This window comes from Pseudomonas kielensis, from assembly GCF_014236655.1.
Taxonomy (GTDB): Bacteria; Pseudomonadota; Gammaproteobacteria; order Pseudomonadales; family Pseudomonadaceae; genus Aquipseudomonas; species Aquipseudomonas kielensis.
In genome coordinates, this window is the sequence record NZ_JACMYG010000038.1 from 26,438 (window position 1) to 43,729 (window position 17,292).

Below are 17,292 nucleotides of genomic sequence, written 5' to 3' on the forward strand. Positions count from 1 at the left end.
ACTGCCAGGGCTTAGCCGCCCAGATACGCTTCGCGCACCTTGGGGTCGGTCAGCAGGGCTTCACCCGTGCCTTGCATCACCACCCGGCCGTTCTCCAGAACGTAGGCGCGGTCGGCGATTTTCAAGGCCTGGTTGGCGTTCTGCTCCACCAGGAACACCGTCACACCATCCTTGCGCAGCTGTTCGATGATGTCGAAGATCTGCTGGATGATGATCGGGGCCAGACCCAGCGACGGCTCGTCGAGCAGCAGTAGCTTGGGTTTGCTCATCAGCGCCCGGCCGATGGCGAGCATTTGCTGCTCGCCACCCGACATGGTGCCGCCGCGCTGGGCAAAGCGCTCCTTGAGGCGTGGGAAAAGCCCTAGGACTTTGTCCATTTGCTCCTGGTAATCGCCCTTGTCGGTGAAGAAACCACCCATGGCGAGGTTCTCTTCCACTGTCAGGCGGGAAAACACCCGACGACCTTCCGGCACCACGGCAATGCTCTTGCGCATGATCTGCGCCGAGGTCTGGCCGACCAGTTCTTCACCCATGTAGCGGATGCTGCCACTGTGAGCCTGCGGCGAGCCGCAGAGGGTCATCAGCAGGGTCGACTTGCCGGCACCGTTGGCGCCGATCAGGGTGACGATTTCGCCCTGGCGGATTTCCACGTTGACGCTGTGCAGGGCCTGGATCTTGCCGTAGAAGGTGGAAACGTTTTCGAATTGCAGCATTTACGCTTCCCCCAGGTAGGCTTTGATCACTTCAGGATTGTCACGGATCTGTTCCGGCGTGCCATCGGCCAGCGGTGTGCCCTGGTTGATCACGACGATGTGGTCGGAAATGCTCATGACCAGCTTCATGTCGTGCTCGATCAGCAACACCGTGACGTTGTGCTCTTCACGCAGGACGCTGATCAGCGCCTTGAGGTCTTCGGTTTCCTTGGGGTTCAGGCCGGCCGCCGGTTCGTCGAGCATGAGGATCCGCGGACGGGTCATCATGCATCGGGCGATTTCCAGGCGCCGTTGCTGACCGTAGGCCAGGGTGCCGGCGGTACGGTTGGCGAACTCCTTGAGGTTGACCTTTTCCAGCCAGTACTCGGCAAACTCCATGGCCTCGCGCTCGCTTTTGCGGAACGACGGGGTCTTGAACAGGCCGGCCAGGAAGTTGGTGTTCAGGTGACGGTGCTGGGCGATCAAGAGGTTCTCGACCGCGGTCATGTCCTTGAACAACCGCACGTTCTGGAAGGTCCGTACCACGCCCTTGAGCGCGATCTTGTGGCCGGGCAGGCCTTCGATCGGCTCGCCATCCAGCAGGATGCTGCCGCCACTGGGTTTGTAGAAACCGGTGAGGCAGTTGAACACGGTGGTCTTGCCAGCGCCGTTGGGACCGATGAGGGCCACGACCTGTTTTTCCTTGACGGTCAGGGCCACGCCGTTGACCGCCAGCAAGCCGCCGAAGCGCATGCTCAGATTTTCGACTTTGAGGATCTCACGGCTCATTTTCGCAGCTCCATGTGAGGACGTTGCATGGGCAGCAGGCCTTGAGGACGCCAGATCATCATCAGCACCATCAAGGCGCCGAACATCAACATGCGGTACTCGCTGAACTCACGCATCATTTCCGGCAGCAGGATCATCACCACGGCGGCAAGAATCACCCCCAGTTGCGAGCCCATGCCACCCAATACGACGATGGCGAGGATGATCGCCGACTCGATGAAGGTGAAGGACTCCGGTGTGACCAGGCCCTGACGGGCAGCAAAGAAGCTCCCGGCGAAACCGGCGAAGCTGGCACCCAGGGTAAAGGCCGACAGCTTGATGACCGTGGGGTTGAGACCCAGGGCACGGCAGGCGATTTCGTCTTCACGCAGGGCTTCCCAGGCACGGCCGATCGGCATGCGCAGCAAGCGGTTGATCACGAACAGTGCACCGAGGGCCAGCAACAGGGCAACCAGGTAGAGGAAGATCACCTTGTTGATCGAGTTGTACGGCAGGCCGAAGTACTCGTGGAACGTCTGCAGCCCTTCGGCGGCCTTGCGTTCGAAGGTCAGGCCGAAGAACGTTGGCTTCTCGATGTTGCTGATGCCGTTCGGACCCCCGGTGAGGTCGGTCAGGTTACGCAGGAACAGGCGGATGATCTCGCCAAAACCCAGGGTCACGATCGCCAGGTAGTCACCGCGCAAGCGCAGTACCGGGAAACCGAGCAGGAAGCCGAAGGTGGCCGCCATCAACCCGGCGATAGGCAGGCAGATCCAGAAGCTCAGGCCGTAGTAATGCGACAGCAGCGCATAACTGTAGGCGCCGACGGCATAGAAGCCGACGTAACCCAGGTCGAGCAGGCCGGCCAGGCCGACCACGATGTTCAGGCCCAGGCCGAGCATCACGTAGATCAGGATCAGGGTGGCGATATCCACCGCCCCACGCGAGCCGAAGAACGGCCAGACCAGAGCGCCGACGATCAGGGCCAGGATGATCCAGCGCTGAGTGGTGGGCAGGGTCAGGAAGTTGCTGGCCTTGGCCGGGATCAGCGGCATGTTTGGCGAGGATTTCCACGCCGCGCTGATTTGGTGGCTGAACAGGACCCGCAAGAACATCAGGACCGAACACAGGGCGATGGTCGCCAGGATGGCCGGGCTGGTGTTGTGGACTTCCAGGTTGATGCCGACGATGGTCAGCTTCAGACCCAATACCGGGTAGGCCACGGCCCACACCAGCAAGGCGCTGAACAGCGCCGATTTAAGATTCCTAGTCATACTTTCTCAACCTCCGGACGGCCCAGAATGCCGGTCGGACGGAACAACAGCACCAGAACCAACAAGCCGAATGCCACGACGTCCTTGTACTGGTCGCCGAAGATGTCAGCACCGAATGCTTCAGCCACACCCAGTACCAGACCGCCAAGCATGGCGCCCGGAATACTGCCGATGCCGCCCAGTACCGCAGCGGTGAAGGCCTTGAGCCCGACCAGGAAGCCGGCGTTCGGGTTGATCACACCGTATTGCATGCTCAGCAGAACGGCCGCGACCGCCGCCAGGGCAGCACCGATGATGAAGGTCAGGGCAATGATGTTGTTGGTGTTGATACCCAGCAGGTTGGCCATCTTGATGTCTTCGGCGCAGGCGCGGCAGGCACGACCCAGGCGCGAACGGGAGATGAACATCGTCAGGCCAAGCATGGCCACGAGCGTCACCACGAACACCACGATTTGCATGTAGGAAATCAGAACTTCCGATGCCCCGCCTGGCCCGAAGGAGATGTTGCCCGGGATCAGGTTGGGAATGGATTTGTCCTTGGAGTCTTGCGACAGCAGAACCGTGTTCTGCAGGAAGATCGACATGCCAATGGCGGAAATCAGCGGAATCAGGCGATTACTGCCACGCAATGGGCGGTAGGCGATCCGTTCGATGCTGTAGCCATAGGCACTGGTTACGACGATGCTCGCGATGAAGGCTGCGGTCATCAACAACGGGACGCTATCGAGTCCCATCATGGCCAGTCCGGCAATGGCGATGAACGCCACGTAGGAGCCGATCATGTAGACCTCGCCGTGGGCGAAGTTGATCATTCCAATGATGCCGTAAACCATCGTATAGCCGATGGCGATCAGGGCATACGTGCTGCCAACGGTCAGACCGTTAACCAGCTGTTGGAAAAAGTGATAGATCTCAGGCATTACAACGCTCCTAAAAACCTGATACGCATTTCACTGGTGGAGTCATTTTCCCGCTCAAGCCCCGAGGATCTGCATCCACTTCGGGCGTGAGGTTTGCCAGCGAACCGCTGATGACGGTTTTGAGATTTTCAGGTGGGGAGGCTTGCGGATCACGCAGGCGCGGCCCATACATTCGTAAAACAAAGCCCACGGCACGCCGTGGGCTTTGTTGGCAGTCAGTCAGGCAAGGCCTTACTGAGGCGAAGCTTCGGTTTTAGGTTTGCCGAAGTGCCACTCGTAAACCACGAACTTGAAGTCTTTCAGGTCGCCCTTGGCGTCGAAGCTCAGGTCGCCAGTCGGGGTTTTGAAAGTCCCGGCGTGGATGGCTTCTGCCACCTTGGCCGAGTCTTCGCTCTTGGCTGCAGTGATGCCGCCGGCGATGACTTCAACAGCCGAGTAGGCCGGGAACACGAACGGGCCGCTCGGGTCTTCTTTCTTGGCCTTGAAGGCATCAGCCAGGGCAACGTTGGCCGGATCCTGGTCGAAGGATTTCGGCAGGGTGACCAGCAGGCCTTCGGAAGCGTCCTTGGCGATCTGCGAGATGGAATCGTTACCCACGCCTTCCGGACCCATGAACTTGGCTTTCAGGCCTTTTTCCTGGGATTGACGCAGGATCAGGCCCAGCTCTGGGTGGTAGCCGCCGTAGTAGACGAAGTCGACGTTGGCTTGCTTGAGCTTGGCGATCATCGAGGAGAAGTCTTTGTCGCCGGCGTTGATGCCTTCGAACACGGCAACCTTGACGCCTTTCTTCTCGAGGGTTTGCTTGACGGCGGTGGCGATGCCTTCACCGTATTGCTGTTTGTCGTGCAGTACGGCAACGATTTTCGGTTTGACGTGGTCGGCAATGTAGTTACCGGCGGCAGGGCCCTGGGCGCTGTCCAGGCCGATGGTACGGAAGACCATTTTGTAACCACGGGCGGTGATGTCCGGGCTGGTGGCAGCCGGGGTGATCATGATCACGCCTTCGTCTTCGTAGATATCCGAAGCCGGTTGAGTGGAGCTGGAGCACAGGTGACCGACCACGAACTTGATGCCGTCGATGACGACTTTGTTGGCAACGGCCACGGCTTGTTTCGGATCACAGGCGTCGTCGTATTCAACCGCTTCGAGTTTCTTGCCGTTGACGCCGCCTTTGGCGTTGATTTGTTCGATGGCCATTTTGGCGCCACTGAACTGCATGTCGCCGTATTGGGCTACAGGGCCGGTTTTAGGGCCGGCAATGCCGATCTTGATGGTGTCAGCTGCGAACGAATGGCTGGCAACCCCGGCCAGAACCATAGCGGCAAACAGTTTGGAAATCTGCTTAGTAGCCTTATTCATAGTGCTCCACTCTTACTGTTGTAATTTTTATAGTCCTGGCGGCCTGAGGCGCAGAACCGGTAGATGACCTAAGTCTTCTGCGGAAATGCCCCTGGCAACTGTACCGGTACAGTGTAGAGCGCCGGTTGTTCGCTTGAAAAGCTGGCTGCTGGGGGCAAATCCTGGTGGTGTCGCTTAATTGAAAGAAAAAGACAGAATGGCGCCATGGCTTTGGCCGGCTTATAGCTGAATCAGCAGCATTGCCTGGCGTTCCGGTGCTTTTCGTTCGATGACGCATTTGAATCCGGGTTTTTCTGTCAAGGCACCAACGTTATGATTGCGTCGATTTCATTTGCGGACAGGACCCATGACTCAAGAACCTAGCACCCTCTATGCCAAGCTGCTTGGTGAAACTGCATCTATTACCTGGAAGGAACTGGAACCGTTCTTTGCCAAGGGCGCCCTATTGTGGGTCGATCCTGGTCTGGATTTGATCGCTGCTGCCGAGGCGGTGGCGCAGGACGAAGGCGAGAAAGTGGCTGCCTGGCTGGCCGCCGACGAACTCGCGAAGCTGTCTGAAACGCGGGCGCTGGATCTTTTCGAGCGTGATCCAGAGCTGTGGGCCGTGGTGGTTTCACCCTGGATTCTGATCCAGGAAAGGGCGTCTGTTTAATACGGCGCACCCGTTTGGTGCGAAGGCTGCGCGACGTAAAGTGTGTAGCGGAGTAGCGTGATGGCACGTTGCCGTAGAGAAAGGCCACAGCCAGGCCTGATCGAGGGTGACGTTCGCGTAATGGGAACAGTTTATTGAGCAGCCAAATGGCTGCTCAATTGTTTCTGGATGTACCTGATGGACCCTTGTTCGACCGCTCAGGCCGATGGTGCGAGCGGCTTTCCCAAGTCTCGGTGAATCAGCGATTATTCGCAGACTTTCAATCGTGCAGAGGCAGATCAATGGCATCGTTACCTTCACTTGCGTTCGCCGGCATCGGCTTGATGGGCTTGCCGATGTGTCGCCGCCTGCTGGCCGCGGGTTATCCGCTGACGGTGTGGAATCGTCATCCTGAAAAGTGCGCGGCCCTGGTCGAGGCGGGCGCTAGGCAGGTGGCAAGCCCGGCTGAACTCTGTGATCACGCTGACCTGGTGATGTTGTGCCTGGCCAATACCGAGGTGGTGCGCGAGGTGGTGTTTGGTCCGGCAGGCGTGGCCAGTGGCGCCAGAGCCGGCCAGTTGCTGGTGGATTTTTCCAGCCTGGAACCGACTGCCACCCGGCACATGGCTGCGCAACTGGCCAGCGACTGCGCCATGGGCTGGCTCGATGCGCCGGTGTCCGGTGGCGTGCCCGGTGCCGAGGCCGGGAGCCTGGCGATCATGGTCGGAGGGGAGGCAACTGATCTGGAGCGGGTTCGCCCAGTGCTGCTCAACCTCGGCCAGCGAGTCACGCACATGGGCGCGGTGGGGGCCGGGCAGGTGACCAAGGCCTGCAATCAGATGATCGTGGCCTGCAACGCCCTGGTGATTGCCGAAGTGGTGGCGCTGGCCGAGCGTTCCGGTGTGGACGCGAGCCGGCTGGCGGACGCCTTGAGCGGTGGTTTTGCCGACTCCAAGCCGCTGCAGATTCTGGCTCCGCAGATGGCTGCGAGCTGCTTTGAACCGGTGAAATGGCACGTGCGGACCCTGCTCAAGGACCTGGACGGCGCGGTGCAGTTTTCTCGCGAACAGGGTTCGGCAACGCCGATCAGTGGCCTGGCCGCACAATTGATGCGCTTGCACGGTGGCCAGGGCTTCCTGGAAAAGGACCCGGCAACCTTGATTCATCTGTATCGCGCACCAGCGACAAAGGGCTGACCGGGTGTGAGAGATGGCGCTGGTTGAGCTCATTGAGCGTCGGCCGCAGCTCAGCCAGCGGCACCGGGCAGCTCATCAGGTAACCCTGGATGAAATCGCAGCCAAGACGTTCGAGGAAACGGTACTGCTCGAAGGTTTCGACGCCCTCGGTGACCACCTGCAACTGCAGGGTGTGGGCCATGACAATAATGGCCTGGACGATTTCCATGTCTTGCGTTGAATCCGGGATGTCCTGGATGAATGAACGGTCGATCTTCAGTGTGTTCAAGGGCAGGCGCTTGAGGTAGGCGAGGGAGGAGTAGCCGGTGCCAAAGTCATCGATGGACAGGGACACCCCAAGGGCACGGATTTGCTTGAGCAGCACCAGGGTGTTGGTGAGGTTGCCCATCAGCGCGTTTTCAGTGACCTCCAACTCCAGTCGCTGTGCCGCTACCCCGGCCGAGCGCAAGGCCTGTTCGATTTCGTCGGCCAACTCCGGGCGCGCCAGGTTGAGCGGGGAGCAGTTGACCGCGATTTTCAGTGAGTCGCAGCCTTGTTGGGACAGTTCTGCGAGGTCTGCACAGGCTTTGCGCAGCACCCAATTGTCGAGTTCGGCAATCAGGCCGTTGGCCTCGGCAATGGCGATGAAACGGTCTGGTGCCAGCACGCCGTGGGTCGGATGCTGCCAGCGGATCAGGGCCTCCAGCTTGGTCACCTGGCCGGTCCGCAGGTCGTAGATCGGCTGGTAATACAGCAGCAACCCGCTGTTGTCGCGCAGAGCGTTGCGCAGTTCTTCTTCGAGTTGCAGGGCCACCGTTGCCTGGGTTTTCAATTGTTCGTTGAAAAAGTGCAGGCCGTTACGGCCATTGGCCTTGGCCTGGTACAGCGCCAGGTCGGCATGCTTGAGCAGTTCTTCGCAGTGCTGGCCATCTTCGGGGAACACGCTGATGCCAATACTGGTGGTCATGACCATGCGCCGCCCGGCCAGCTCGATCGGTGCTTTCATTTTCTGCATGATGCGCTCAGCCACTTGCTGGGCCTCGTCGCGGTCCAGCAGATTGACCAGCACGCAGAACTCATCGCCGCCAAACCGTGCGACCACGTCGTCATGGCTGCGGATCGAGCTTTTGATATGCCCGGCAATCACCCTCAACAGGTTGTCCCCGGCATCATGGCCAAGGCTATCGTTGATGCGCTTGAAGTGGTCGATATCCAGGAACATGATCGCCAGCTTGCCGCCCTGGGCGGTTTTCTCTGCGAGCTTCTCGGCAAAGATCTGGTTGAAGCCGCGACGGTTGATCAGGTTGGTCAGGGGGTCGTAATGCGCCACCTGCTGCAACGACTGCCGGGCCTGGTCCAGTTGGCAGAGCAGGGCATTGACCCGGCACAGGTCGCGCTCCTTGTGTTGCAGCTTGCGGTCCGCCAGCGCTGCGCTGACGCTGCTGCCGATCACCAGCAAGGTGATCACGGTGATGGTCACGCCCAGTTGCAGCGGGTTGTTGGGCTCCGAGAGCGAGGCCGGCACGCCCTCCGGTAGCACCAGCGTCATCGCCCACATGCCGGTGAGGTGCATGCTGACAATCCCGCCCCCCAGCAGCAGGCTGGTCGCGTACTTGAGCAGTTGGTGCAACATCCCACTGCCAGTGCGCAGGCAGTGGGAGAGCAGCAAGGCGACGGCGCTGGCGAGAATGGCGATGATGACCGATACGGCGAACGGTCCTGGCGCGAAGTAGGTGTGGGCGCTGGAGCTCATGGCGGCCATGCCCACGTAATGCATGGTGGCGATACCTATTCCGACACCGATCGAGGCGCTGACGTACTGCCAGGGACGCGGCTCGGCATGGCTCAGGGTGTCCATGGCCAGGAAGGCGGCGACAAAGGCAATCAGCAGCGAAAGCAGGGTAATCGACAAGTCGTAGTGGAGGGGAATCGGCGCCTGGAACGCCAGCATGCCGATGAAATGCATGGCCCAGATCCCGCCGGCCAGGCAGCCGGCTCCGACCCAGCGCCAACGCCTTTGGGAACGTGGGTCTTCGGCGTAGCCGACCCGCTCGGCTATGTCCAGCGTGGCAAAACTGGCTGCGCAGGCGACCAGGTAGGCCAGCAGCACCAGCACCGGGTCGTGGCTACAGTTGAGTATGACCTGACCGCCGCTTGCGGGCAGTTCGCTGCTCAAATGCCATCCTAGCCAGGCCATCGCATGCCCCGTCTGTGAAAAACGTCTCGCAGGCGCCATGAACACTGGCGAATGGTGGAAGTATAGAAGCCAGTAGCGGAGTGAAAGCGGTGGTGGCGCATTGCCTCTTATTATTTTGGAATAACCTATATAGCGTTTAGGGATATATCTAAGAGTCGGGGTCCGTGGCGTTCGATAAGCCGACATCAGCCTGACGAATAATGACAGACAGCACACAGGAGCCTGACTAGATTGCAGGTTCCGGGTTGGCAGTACCGCGCCCATAACAATAAGTAAAAGAGACGGACCCATGCAGAACTCGACCCAAGCGGCGAATGCCTGGCGCATTCTGTTCCTGCTGTTCCTGGCCAATTTGTTCAACTTCTTCGACCGCACCATTCCGGCGATCATCATCGAGCCGATCCGCATGGAGTGGCACTTGAGCGACTTTCAGCTGGGGATCATCGGAACGGCGTTCACCATCGTTTATGCGATTGCCGGACTGCCGCTGGGGCGGATGGCTGACACGGGTTCGCGCAGCAAGTTGATGGGCTGGGGGCTGGCAGTGTGGAGCGGGCTGACGGCAGTCAACGGGCTGGTGGGCAGTTTCTGGAGTTTCCTGATCGTGCGCATGGGGGTGGGCATCGGTGAGGCCAGTTATGCCCCGGCCGCCAACTCGTTGATCGGTGATCTGTTTCCTGCCCATCGTCGGGCGCGGGCGATGGGCATCTTCATGCTCGGCCTGCCCCTGGGCCTGCTGCTGGCGTTCTTCACCATCGGCGCCATGGTCAAGGCCTTCGATAGCTGGCGCGCACCCTTTTTCATCGCGGCAGTGCCAGGGTTGATCCTGGCGGTCTTCATGTTCTTCATTAAAGAGCCCAAGCGTGGTGCGGCGGAAGCCGTGCAGATATCCCAGGAGCGGGTCGACCGGCCGATTCGCCGGGTCCTGGCGATTCCGACCTTTCTCTGGTTGGTGATGGCCGGCCTGTGCTTCAACTTCGCCACCTATGCCTGCAACTCGTTCCTGGTGCCCATGCTGCAGCGTTATTTCCTGTTGCCACTGCAGGATGCAGCAGTGGCCACCGGGGTGATCGTCGGGGTGACCGGGTTGTTTGGCTTGACGCTGGGCGGTTGGGTGGCCGACAAGATTCACCAGCGGGTGGCCAATGGTCGGCTGTTGTTCGCGGGCTTCAGCCTGATTATCTCGACCCTGTGCACAGCGTGGGCGTTGCATGCCGGGCGAATTGAAATCGGGGTGTTTGTGGCGGTGTTCAGCCTGGGCTGGCTGTTTGCCTACAACTTCTACACCTGCGTGTACACGGCGATCCAGGACGTGGTGGAACCTCGCCTGCGGGCGACGGCCATGGCGCTGTTCTTCGCCGGGCTGTATCTGTTGGGGGGCGGCCTGGGGCCGGTGGTGGTCGGCGGGCTGTCCGATCACTTCGCACACACGGCGATGCAGGCGGCGGGTGCCGAGCAGATGACCGAGGCGTTCAAGGCCGTCGGCCTGCACGATGCCATGTACCTGATTCCGGTCGCGCTGTTGCTGACCATGGTGTTCCTGTTCCTGGCGGCGCGCTGTTTTGTCCGCGATGCCAAGCGCATGAAGGAGGGAATGGGGACGGTGGTTGAGCCTGGGGTGGGTGTGGTGTCGGCAGGTTAAGAGCAATCATGGGGGGCAGCAGCTCCCGCAGAAAAGCAAAAGGCCCGCATCGCTGCGGGCCTTTTTTATTGCAGTGTCAGGTGGGGGATTAACCCGCCACCAGCACCCGGATCGCTTCCAGGCGCAGCGCGGCTTTGTCGAGCATAGCCAGGCCTTGCTCGCGCTGGTGGCGCAGGGCAACCAGTTCGCTGTCACGTACCGTCGGGTTGACGGCTTGCAGGGCGGTCAGGCGCGCCAGTTCTTCATCGGTGTCGGCTGCCAGGCGGCGTTGAGCTTCGGCTACTCGTTCAGCGTGGCGCGGGGTGATCTTCTCTTCGCCGGCGTTGATGCGCGGTGTCAGTTGATCACGCTGGGCCTGGATGAACTTGTTGGCGCTGGCGCGGGGCACGCTTTCGAGCTGGTCGTTGAGGGTCTCGAACGACACCCGGCTCGACAGGTCGTTGCCGTTGGTGTCCAGCAGGCAGCGCAGGGCTGCCGGCGGCAGGTAGCGGCCCAGTTGCAGCGAGCGTGGGGCGACCACTTCGCTGACGTAGAGCAGTTCCAGCAACACGGTACCGGGCTTGAGCGCCTTGTTCTTGATCAGCGCGACCGCGGTGTTGCCCATCGAGCCGGACAGCACCAGGTCCATGCCACCCTGGACCATCGGGTGCTCCCAGGTGATGAACTGCATGTCCTCACGGGACAGCGCCTGGTTGCGATCGTAGGTAATGGTCACGCCTTCGTCGTCGCCCAGCGGGAAGCTGGCGTCGAGCATTTTTTCGCTCGGCTTGAGGATCAGGGCGTTTTCCGAATGGTCTTCGCTGTCGATGCCGAAGGCGTCGAACAGGGTTTCCATGTAGATCGGCAGGGCGAACTGATCGTCCTGCTCAAGGATTGCTTCCACCAGGGCATCGCCTTCGCCAGCCCCGCCGGAGTTGAGTTCCAACAAGCGGTCGCGACCGCTGTGCAGCTCGGCTTCCAGGGCTTCGCGGGTGCCGCGGGCTTCGTCGATCAGCGCTTGCCACTCGCCGTCATCGGCTTCTTCCAGCAACGGCAGCAGGCGTGGGCCGAACTGGTGCTGCAGGGCGTTGCCGGTCGGGCAGGTGTTGAGGAACGCGTTCAGCGCTTCGTGGTACCACTGGAACAGGCGCTCTTGCGGGCTGGTTTCCAGGTACGGCACGTGCAGCTCGATGACATGCTTCTGGCCGATCCGGTCCAGACGGCCGATGCGCTGTTCCAGCAGGTCCGGGTGGGACGGCAGGTCGAACAGCACCAGGTGGTGGGAGAACTGGAAGTTGCGACCTTCACTGCCGATTTCCGAGCAGATCAGTACCTGGGCGCCGAACTCTTCATCAGCAAAGTAGGCCGCTGCGCGGTCACGCTCAAGGATGTTCATGCCTTCATGGAACACCGTGGCCGGGATGCCGGAGCGCACGCGCAGGGCGTCTTCCAGGTCCATCGCGGTTTCGGCGTGGGCACAGATCACCAGGACCTTGGTGCGCTTGAGCATCTTGAGCTGGTCGATCAGCCATTCCACGCGTGGGTCGAACTTCCACCAGCGCTGGTCTTCGTCGGCGTCCGGCTGGGCCTGGAAGCTGACTTCCGGGTACAGCTCGGCGTGATCGCCCAGCGGCAGTTCGAGGTATTCGTCCGGGCACGGCAGCGGGTATGGGTGCAGCTTGCGCTCAGGGAAACCCTGCACGGCGGCGCGGGTGTTGCGGAACAACACGCGGCCAGTGCCGTGGCGATCCAGCAATTCGCGGACCAGGCGGGCGCTGGCTTCGATGTCGCCATCGTTGACCGCGGTCAGCAGGGCTTCGCCCTCGTCGCCGAGGAAGCCCTGGATGGTCTTGTGGGCGGCAGGGGACAACCGGCCCTGGTCCATCAGTTCCTGAACGGCTTCGGCTACCGGGCGATAGTTCTCGCTCTCGGCGCGGAAGGCCTTGAGGTCATGGAAACGGTTCGGATCAAGCAGGCGCAGACGGGCGAAGTGGCTGTCCTGGCCCAGTTGTTCCGGGGTGGCGGTCAGCAGCAGGACGCCGGGAATGGTCTCGGCGAGTTGCTCGACCAGCGAGTACTCGGGGCTGATCTGGTCTTCGTGCCACACCAGGTGGTGAGCTTCGTCGACCACCAGCAGGTCCCAGCCCGCAGCGAACAGGGCGTCCTGGGCTTTCTCGTCGTCGACCAGCCACTCCAGGGCTACCAGCGCGAGCTGGGTGTCTTCGAACGGGTTACTGGCATCGCTTTCGATAAAGCGCTCTTCGTCGAACAGCGCAACCTGCAGGTTGAAGCGCCGGCGCATTTCCACCAGCCATTGATGCTGGAGGTTTTCCGGCACCAGGATCAGCACGCGGTTGGCACGACCGGAGAGCAGTTGGCGATGGATCACCAGGCCAGCTTCGATGGTTTTACCCAAGCCCACTTCGTCCGCCAGCAGAACCCGCGGCGCGATTCGGTCGGCCACTTCACGGGCAATGTGCAACTGGTGAGCGATCGGTTGTGCGCGCACGCCACCCAGGCCCCAGAGCGAGGACTGCAATTGACGGCTGGTGTGCTCCAGCGTGTGGTAACGCAGCGAGAACCAGGCCAGCGGGTCGATCTGGCCGGCGAACAAACGGTCGCTGGCCAGGCGGAACTGGATGAAGTTCGACAGCTGGGTTTCCGGCAGGGTGACCGACTCGTTCTCTGCGTTGAGCCCGTGGTAGACCAGCAGGCCGTCGACGTCGTCGACTTCGCGCACGGTCATTTTCCAGCCTTCGAAGTGCGTAATGGTGTCGCCCGGCGAAAACCTCACGCGGGTGAGGGGCGCACTCCGTAGCGCATACTGGCGGGTGTCGCCAGTGGCCGGGTAGAGCACGGTCAGCAAGCGACCGTCCTGTGCCAGAACGGTGCCTAAACCTAGCTCTGCTTCGCTGTCACTAATCCAGCGTTGCCCCGGTTGATACTGCTGCGCCATGCTGCCTGACTCCCGCCTTGAAAAAGCCGACTATCTTAACGGATCGCTGCCTTCAGAGCCAAAGGACTCTCATAAAAACTACTAGTCTTACGGTAGCGCATCGAGCCGATTGGCGATTGGGAGTGTCAACTGGCTCACAAGTTTACGACCGATGGCTCAAGTCACTGGTCAAACAGCCGACAGCCTGCCGACAGGAGACCCTTATCATGCTGCCACCCATGCTCCCCTTGAGCGCTGTGCCGATTACCTCCCAGCAGGACCCGGTCCGGCCGCGCCCGGACATTATGCCGGTGGCGCCGGTGCAGCCCAGCTCCAGCGACAGCACGATCGACCTGCAGCAGCGCGATCCCGAGGAAGCGGCGATGGGGCTGCGCGAACAGCAGCGGCGTCAGATGGCCCGCGATAAACGCCGCCGCGAAGCTGACGACGATCCGCAAGCGCCCCTGGCGGTGCCGGGCGACGAGTTGAATGCCGATAACACTGTGCCCGTGGTGGCGGTGATGGACGATCAGCCGCGCCAGGGGTTGTGGGTCGATATCGAGGTTTGAACGGCGAGCCGCCTTTGTGGTGTCGCCGGTGACTGGTCTTCGTTGGCCAGAGGCCGCATTATTGCTCAACCTTGAGCGGGCAGGGTGACGTGGGTCGCTGTGCCGCGCCTGTATTGAACTGGAAGACGTAAGCCACGCCATGAGCCAAGACGACAAGCTGATCGATCTCAACACCGAGCGCGCCAAGCGTGTGCATGACCTCAATGAAAAGCGCCTGAACGAAGTGCGCCAGGCATTCGAGCAGGCCATGCCGCTGGGTAAAGCGAAGAAAAAGCCGAAGAACAAGCCGAAAAAGCGTTGAACCCCCCTGCATCTGTTGATGCAGGTCAGTTATTTCCCCTCCTTTACGCCCTGTCGTGGGCGACATTGATCCCGGTCAATTTTCTCCTGTGCCTGATTGGTTAACTTAGACCCATCGCAACGAAGCAAGCACGGGAGGCTAGTCATGTTTTTCGACAATGTGGTGATCGCCGGAGTGCTGACTGTCAGCCTCATGATTCTGTTTTTCGCTGGGTTTGGATTTTTTATCTGGAAAGACTCGCATAAGCGCAAGAAGCCTTAGGTCTTTCTGGGAGCACGAGCACGCAAGGCATTTTGGGCAACTTCGGTTGCCCTTTTTTTTGGCTTGGATTTTTTGGGGCGGGGGCATATCCGTTGCTGTGGTTGTTGCGGCTAATGGTTCCGCCCCCTACGTAGCTTCGATGGATTTTTCCCACTAAAAAAGGCGCGACCTCCAGGAGGGCGCGCCTTTTTTTGTGCCGCTGTGAATCAGTTACCCAGGGCCTTGGAGGCCAGCCAGAACAGGCCGGCGGAGAGGGCGACTGTGGCTGGCAGGGTCAGGACCCAGGCCAGCAGGATGGTCCTCACGGTTCCGCCTTGCAGGCCGCTTTTATTGGCAACCATGGTACCGGCGACACCCGAGGACAGAACGTGGGTGGTCGATACCGGCAGGCTGAAGATGTTCGCCATGCCGATCATGCACGCAGCGGTGATCTGAGCCGACATGCCCTGTGCGTAGGTCATGCCTTGTTTGCCGATCTTCTCACCGATGGTCAGTACCACACGTTTCCAGCCCACCATGGTGCCCAGGCCGAGCGCCAGGGCAACGGCCAGGATCACCCAGAATGGTGCGTATTCAGTGGTGGCCGTCAGGTCTTTGCGCAGCTTGTCGAGGTCGGCCTTTTCACGGGCGTCCAGGCCAGGCAGCTTGCCGACTTTCTTCGCGGTGTCGTCCAGGCAGAGCAGGTAGCGACGTACTTCGATGCGGCTTTCATGCGGCAGCGAGTGGTAGTCGGCTACCCCCTTGAGGGTGCCCAGCAGCGCGCTGATGGTCGGTTCGGTCTGTTGCGGGTTGCAACGGAATTTCTCCGGCAGGTCTTCCTTCACGCTTTTGCCCAGGGCCAGGAACTCGCCCAGGGTGGCTTCGTTACGCTGATAGAACTGGCTCAGGTGCAAGGTCGCATCGCGAGTCCGCTCGATCTGGTAAGTGGTGCTGTTCAGGTCGAGGACGAACTGTGCCGGGACGATACCGATCAACACCAGCATGATCAGGCCGATGCCTTTCTGGCCATCGTTGGAGCCGTGCACGAAGCTCACTGCCATCGCCGAGATCACCAGGACCAGACGGTTCCAGAACGGCGGGTGCTTCTTGTCATCGATCTTGCGACGCTGGTCCGGGGTCTTGTGCATCTTGGACAGCGGGCGCCACCATTTGAGGCCAAGCAGTACTAGGGCGGCCACCGCGAAGCCGGCCATCGGCGAGAGCACCAGCGAGGCGCCGATGTCGATAGCCTTCTGCCAGTTAACGCCGTCAACCAGTGGAATATCGTTGATCAGGGCGTTCGCCAGGCCGACACCGAGGATCGAACCGATCAGGGTATGGGAGCTGGAGGCTGGGATACCGAAGTACCAGGTGCCCAGGTTCCAGGTGATGGCCGCCGCGAGCAGCGAGAACACCATTGCCAGCCCGTGGCCGGTGTTCACATTAATCAACAGTTCTACTGGCAGCAAATGGACAATGGCATATGCCACACCCACACCGCCCAGCAACACGCCAAGGAAGTTGAATACACCGGAGAAGAACACCGCCAGGTGGGGCGGCATCGCCTTGGTGTAGATAACAGTGGCTACCGCGTTAGCGGTGTCATGAAAGCCGTTGATGAACTCGAAGGCGAGGACAAAGGCCAGGGCGAGCAAGAGGCTCACAAGCACCCAAGCATCTAGTCCGCTGAATAAATCGATCATGAAGGTTTTCTGACCCGGTCATAAGGGGGCGCGATTATGCCAGAAAAGATGGTTAATCGATGCATCAGGTGCCGATCGGCTACATGTTTCATTCATTTAGTTTGTAACAAGACCCTAAGCCGCAGTCTGGGCGTAGGTTTTTTAACCCATTGATTTTATTGGGTGCGGTGCCGGAAACAGGGCTTTTCGTCCCTTCGGCAAACGAGGGGTAGGGCTGTATGAAATTTCTGAGATAGGGGTCAGATTTACAGCTAATGACCTCGTCCTGGAGGCAGCGGTGGCGCGCAGCTGCCGTCAGCAAGCGCTATCACAGCGCAACCTGCCCCCGGGCAAAGGGCAGGTTCTGGGGATCACTCAAGCCTTGGCCCTAGGGCTCTTCGGCCTTAAGGTCTTTTTCCATCTTTTGCAGCTCTTGGCTGAAGGCCTGGTCCTGAACGCTGGCGCGCTTACGCCACGGTTTGCGTTCCGGTTCGGGTTGGGCGGCGTAGGTGGTGACTTCACCACCGTACACTTCCTTGTAACGTTGTTCCTGGCGCTCAAGTTCGGCGCGCAGTTCGTCTTTCGTCACAGTGTTACCTAATTAAGTTGAAATAAACTCTGGTGAAACGCACTACACGGGGTCTGTTGATCGCTGGCGTCATCATGCAAGTAGCCACAGGCTGCTTGAGTCATGAGCGCACTGCGCTGACAGCACCGTTGTTGCAGGCGGCCACAGCACCAGAGAAGAATCACTGATGTAGCATCAGTCTTCTTGTTTCCTGCAAGCGCATGGGCCGGGCATTCGAGATGCGTGTCTAGCGCTTGCCAGCAGGCAGCGGGGCCAAAGCCTTGCGCTGCCTGGGTGATTGGATCCGTTGTCGAGGAGATACGGAGGGCATCACTGTGGCCATTATAGCGTTCAATCGAG

The 17,292-nt window shown here is 60.3% G+C and carries 16 protein-coding genes; 6 read left to right on the top strand and 10 right to left on the bottom strand.

Annotated elements, in window-relative coordinates; genetic code table 11:
* Positions 1 to 11: 11 nt before the first annotated feature.
* The 5 genes from H7995_RS25065 to H7995_RS25085 form a co-directional block, all read right to left on the bottom strand.
* A complete protein-coding gene (locus tag H7995_RS25065; RefSeq protein WP_027621148.1) occupies positions 12 to 713 on the bottom strand; it encodes an ABC transporter ATP-binding protein in 702 nt (233 codons plus the stop codon).
* On the bottom strand, positions 714 to 1,481 hold the full coding sequence (gene livG / locus H7995_RS25070) for a high-affinity branched-chain amino acid ABC transporter ATP-binding protein LivG (protein ID WP_095166984.1): 768 nt from the start codon (positions 1,479 to 1,481) through the stop codon (positions 714 to 716).
* Positions 1,478 to 2,734: a high-affinity branched-chain amino acid ABC transporter permease LivM gene (locus H7995_RS25075; RefSeq protein WP_095166986.1), complete on the bottom strand. Its 1,257-nt coding sequence runs from the start codon at positions 2,732 to 2,734 to the stop codon at positions 1,478 to 1,480. The genes livG and H7995_RS25075 overlap by 4 nt, the downstream gene beginning before the upstream one ends.
* On the bottom strand, positions 2,731 to 3,654 hold the full coding sequence (gene livH, locus H7995_RS25080) for a high-affinity branched-chain amino acid ABC transporter permease LivH (protein ID WP_166592641.1): 924 nt from the start codon (positions 3,652 to 3,654) through the stop codon (positions 2,731 to 2,733). Before livH ends, H7995_RS25075 begins: the two co-directional genes overlap by 4 nt.
* Before the next feature lie 231 nt (positions 3,655 to 3,885).
* The gene (locus H7995_RS25085) at positions 3,886 to 5,013 is read right to left on the bottom strand and encodes a branched-chain amino acid ABC transporter substrate-binding protein (protein ID WP_182343723.1); all 1,128 of its coding nucleotides are present in this window, start codon (positions 5,011 to 5,013) and stop codon (positions 3,886 to 3,888) included.
* Positions 5,014 to 5,359: 346 nt separating this feature from the next.
* On the opposite strand from H7995_RS25085, the gene H7995_RS25090 reads away from it, so the two are divergent.
* Positions 5,360 to 5,665 carry a DUF2288 domain-containing protein gene (locus tag H7995_RS25090; protein ID WP_166592643.1) on the top strand — a complete coding sequence of 102 codons (306 nt, stop codon included), beginning with the start codon at positions 5,360 to 5,362 and terminating at the stop codon, positions 5,663 to 5,665.
* Between the two features lie 281 nt (positions 5,666 to 5,946).
* Positions 5,947 to 6,840, top strand: coding sequence for an NAD(P)-dependent oxidoreductase (locus tag H7995_RS25095; RefSeq protein WP_185819079.1), 894 nt, complete (start codon positions 5,947 to 5,949; stop codon positions 6,838 to 6,840).
* On the opposite strand, the gene H7995_RS25100 is transcribed toward H7995_RS25095, so the two are convergent.
* Entirely contained in the window at positions 6,731 to 9,016 is a 2,286-nt protein-coding gene (locus H7995_RS25100; RefSeq protein WP_182343725.1) for a putative bifunctional diguanylate cyclase/phosphodiesterase, read from the bottom strand. The genes H7995_RS25095 and H7995_RS25100 overlap by 110 nt on opposite strands.
* A 289-nt stretch (positions 9,017 to 9,305) precedes the next feature.
* On the opposite strand from H7995_RS25100, the gene H7995_RS25105 reads away from it, so the two are divergent.
* Positions 9,306 to 10,658 carry a spinster family MFS transporter gene (locus H7995_RS25105; RefSeq protein WP_166592646.1) on the top strand — a complete coding sequence of 451 codons (1,353 nt, stop codon included), beginning with the start codon at positions 9,306 to 9,308 and terminating at the stop codon, positions 10,656 to 10,658.
* Positions 10,659 to 10,746: 88 nt separating this feature from the next.
* Here H7995_RS25105 and rapA read toward each other — a convergent pair whose 3' ends face one another.
* Positions 10,747 to 13,593, bottom strand: coding sequence for an RNA polymerase-associated protein RapA (gene rapA / locus H7995_RS25110; protein WP_166592647.1), 2,847 nt, complete (start codon positions 13,591 to 13,593; stop codon positions 10,747 to 10,749).
* Between the two features lie 206 nt (positions 13,594 to 13,799).
* Here rapA and H7995_RS25115 point away from each other — a divergent pair, with 206 nt between their 5' ends.
* The 3 genes from H7995_RS25115 (at position 13,800) to ccoM (ending at position 14,703) form a co-directional block, all read left to right on the top strand.
* Complete coding sequence (locus tag H7995_RS25115; protein WP_166592648.1) at positions 13,800 to 14,141, top strand: aspartate-semialdehyde dehydrogenase; 342 nt, start codon at positions 13,800 to 13,802, stop codon at positions 14,139 to 14,141.
* A gap of 139 nt (positions 14,142 to 14,280) precedes the next feature.
* Positions 14,281 to 14,442: a hypothetical protein gene (locus H7995_RS25120; RefSeq protein ID WP_007906621.1), complete on the top strand. Its 162-nt coding sequence runs from the start codon at positions 14,281 to 14,283 to the stop codon at positions 14,440 to 14,442.
* 144 nt (positions 14,443 to 14,586) lie between these two features.
* Positions 14,587 to 14,703, top strand: a complete 117-nt coding sequence (gene ccoM, locus H7995_RS28670; protein ID WP_280516537.1) for a cytochrome c oxidase subunit CcoM — start codon at positions 14,587 to 14,589, stop codon at positions 14,701 to 14,703.
* Positions 14,704 to 14,909: 206 nt separating this feature from the next.
* On the opposite strand, the gene H7995_RS25125 is transcribed toward ccoM, so the two are convergent.
* The 3 genes from H7995_RS25125 to H7995_RS28335 form a co-directional block, all read right to left on the bottom strand.
* Positions 14,910 to 16,385 (bottom strand): inorganic phosphate transporter, encoded by a 1,476-nt coding sequence (locus H7995_RS25125; protein ID WP_166592725.1) that lies wholly within the window; start codon positions 16,383 to 16,385, stop codon positions 14,910 to 14,912.
* A 367-nt stretch (positions 16,386 to 16,752) separates the two neighbouring features.
* Positions 16,753 to 16,953 (bottom strand): hypothetical protein, encoded by a 201-nt coding sequence (locus H7995_RS25130; RefSeq protein ID WP_166592724.1) that lies wholly within the window; start codon positions 16,951 to 16,953, stop codon positions 16,753 to 16,755.
* 8 nt (positions 16,954 to 16,961) lie between these two features.
* The coding region (locus H7995_RS28335) for a hypothetical protein (RefSeq protein ID WP_206684743.1) at positions 16,962 to 17,292 on the bottom strand (331 nt) is incomplete at its 5' end.

Excerpts from the sequence above, each read along its gene's own strand:
- rapA (WP_166592647.1), bottom strand. The coding sequence starts at position 13,593 with ATGGCGCAGCAGTATCAACCGGGGCAACGCTGGATTAGTGACAGCGAA.
- livG (WP_095166984.1), bottom strand. The coding sequence starts at position 1,481 with ATGAGCCGTGAGATCCTCAAAGTCGAAAATCTGAGCATGCGCTTCGGC.
- H7995_RS25100 (WP_182343725.1), bottom strand. The coding sequence starts at position 9,016 with ATGGCCTGGCTAGGATGGCATTTGAGCAGCGAACTGCCCGCAAGCGGC.
- H7995_RS25065 (WP_027621148.1), bottom strand. The coding sequence starts at position 713 with ATGCTGCAATTCGAAAACGTTTCCACCTTCTACGGCAAGATCCAGGCC.
- H7995_RS25085 (WP_182343723.1), bottom strand. The coding sequence starts at position 5,013 with ATGAATAAGGCTACTAAGCAGATTTCCAAACTGTTTGCCGCTATGGTT.
- H7995_RS25115 (WP_166592648.1), top strand. The coding sequence starts at position 13,800 with ATGCTGCCACCCATGCTCCCCTTGAGCGCTGTGCCGATTACCTCCCAG.
- H7995_RS25090 (WP_166592643.1), top strand. The coding sequence starts at position 5,360 with ATGACTCAAGAACCTAGCACCCTCTATGCCAAGCTGCTTGGTGAAACT.
- ccoM (WP_280516537.1), top strand. The coding sequence starts at position 14,587 with ATGTTTTTCGACAATGTGGTGATCGCCGGAGTGCTGACTGTCAGCCTC.
- livH (WP_166592641.1), bottom strand. The coding sequence starts at position 3,654 with ATGCCTGAGATCTATCACTTTTTCCAACAGCTGGTTAACGGTCTGACC.
- H7995_RS25095 (WP_185819079.1), top strand. The coding sequence starts at position 5,947 with ATGGCATCGTTACCTTCACTTGCGTTCGCCGGCATCGGCTTGATGGGC.
- H7995_RS25125 (WP_166592725.1), bottom strand. The coding sequence starts at position 16,385 with ATGATCGATTTATTCAGCGGACTAGATGCTTGGGTGCTTGTGAGCCTC.
- H7995_RS25075 (WP_095166986.1), bottom strand. The coding sequence starts at position 2,734 with ATGACTAGGAATCTTAAATCGGCGCTGTTCAGCGCCTTGCTGGTGTGG.
- H7995_RS25105 (WP_166592646.1), top strand. The coding sequence starts at position 9,306 with ATGCAGAACTCGACCCAAGCGGCGAATGCCTGGCGCATTCTGTTCCTG.
- H7995_RS25120 (WP_007906621.1), top strand. The coding sequence starts at position 14,281 with ATGAGCCAAGACGACAAGCTGATCGATCTCAACACCGAGCGCGCCAAG.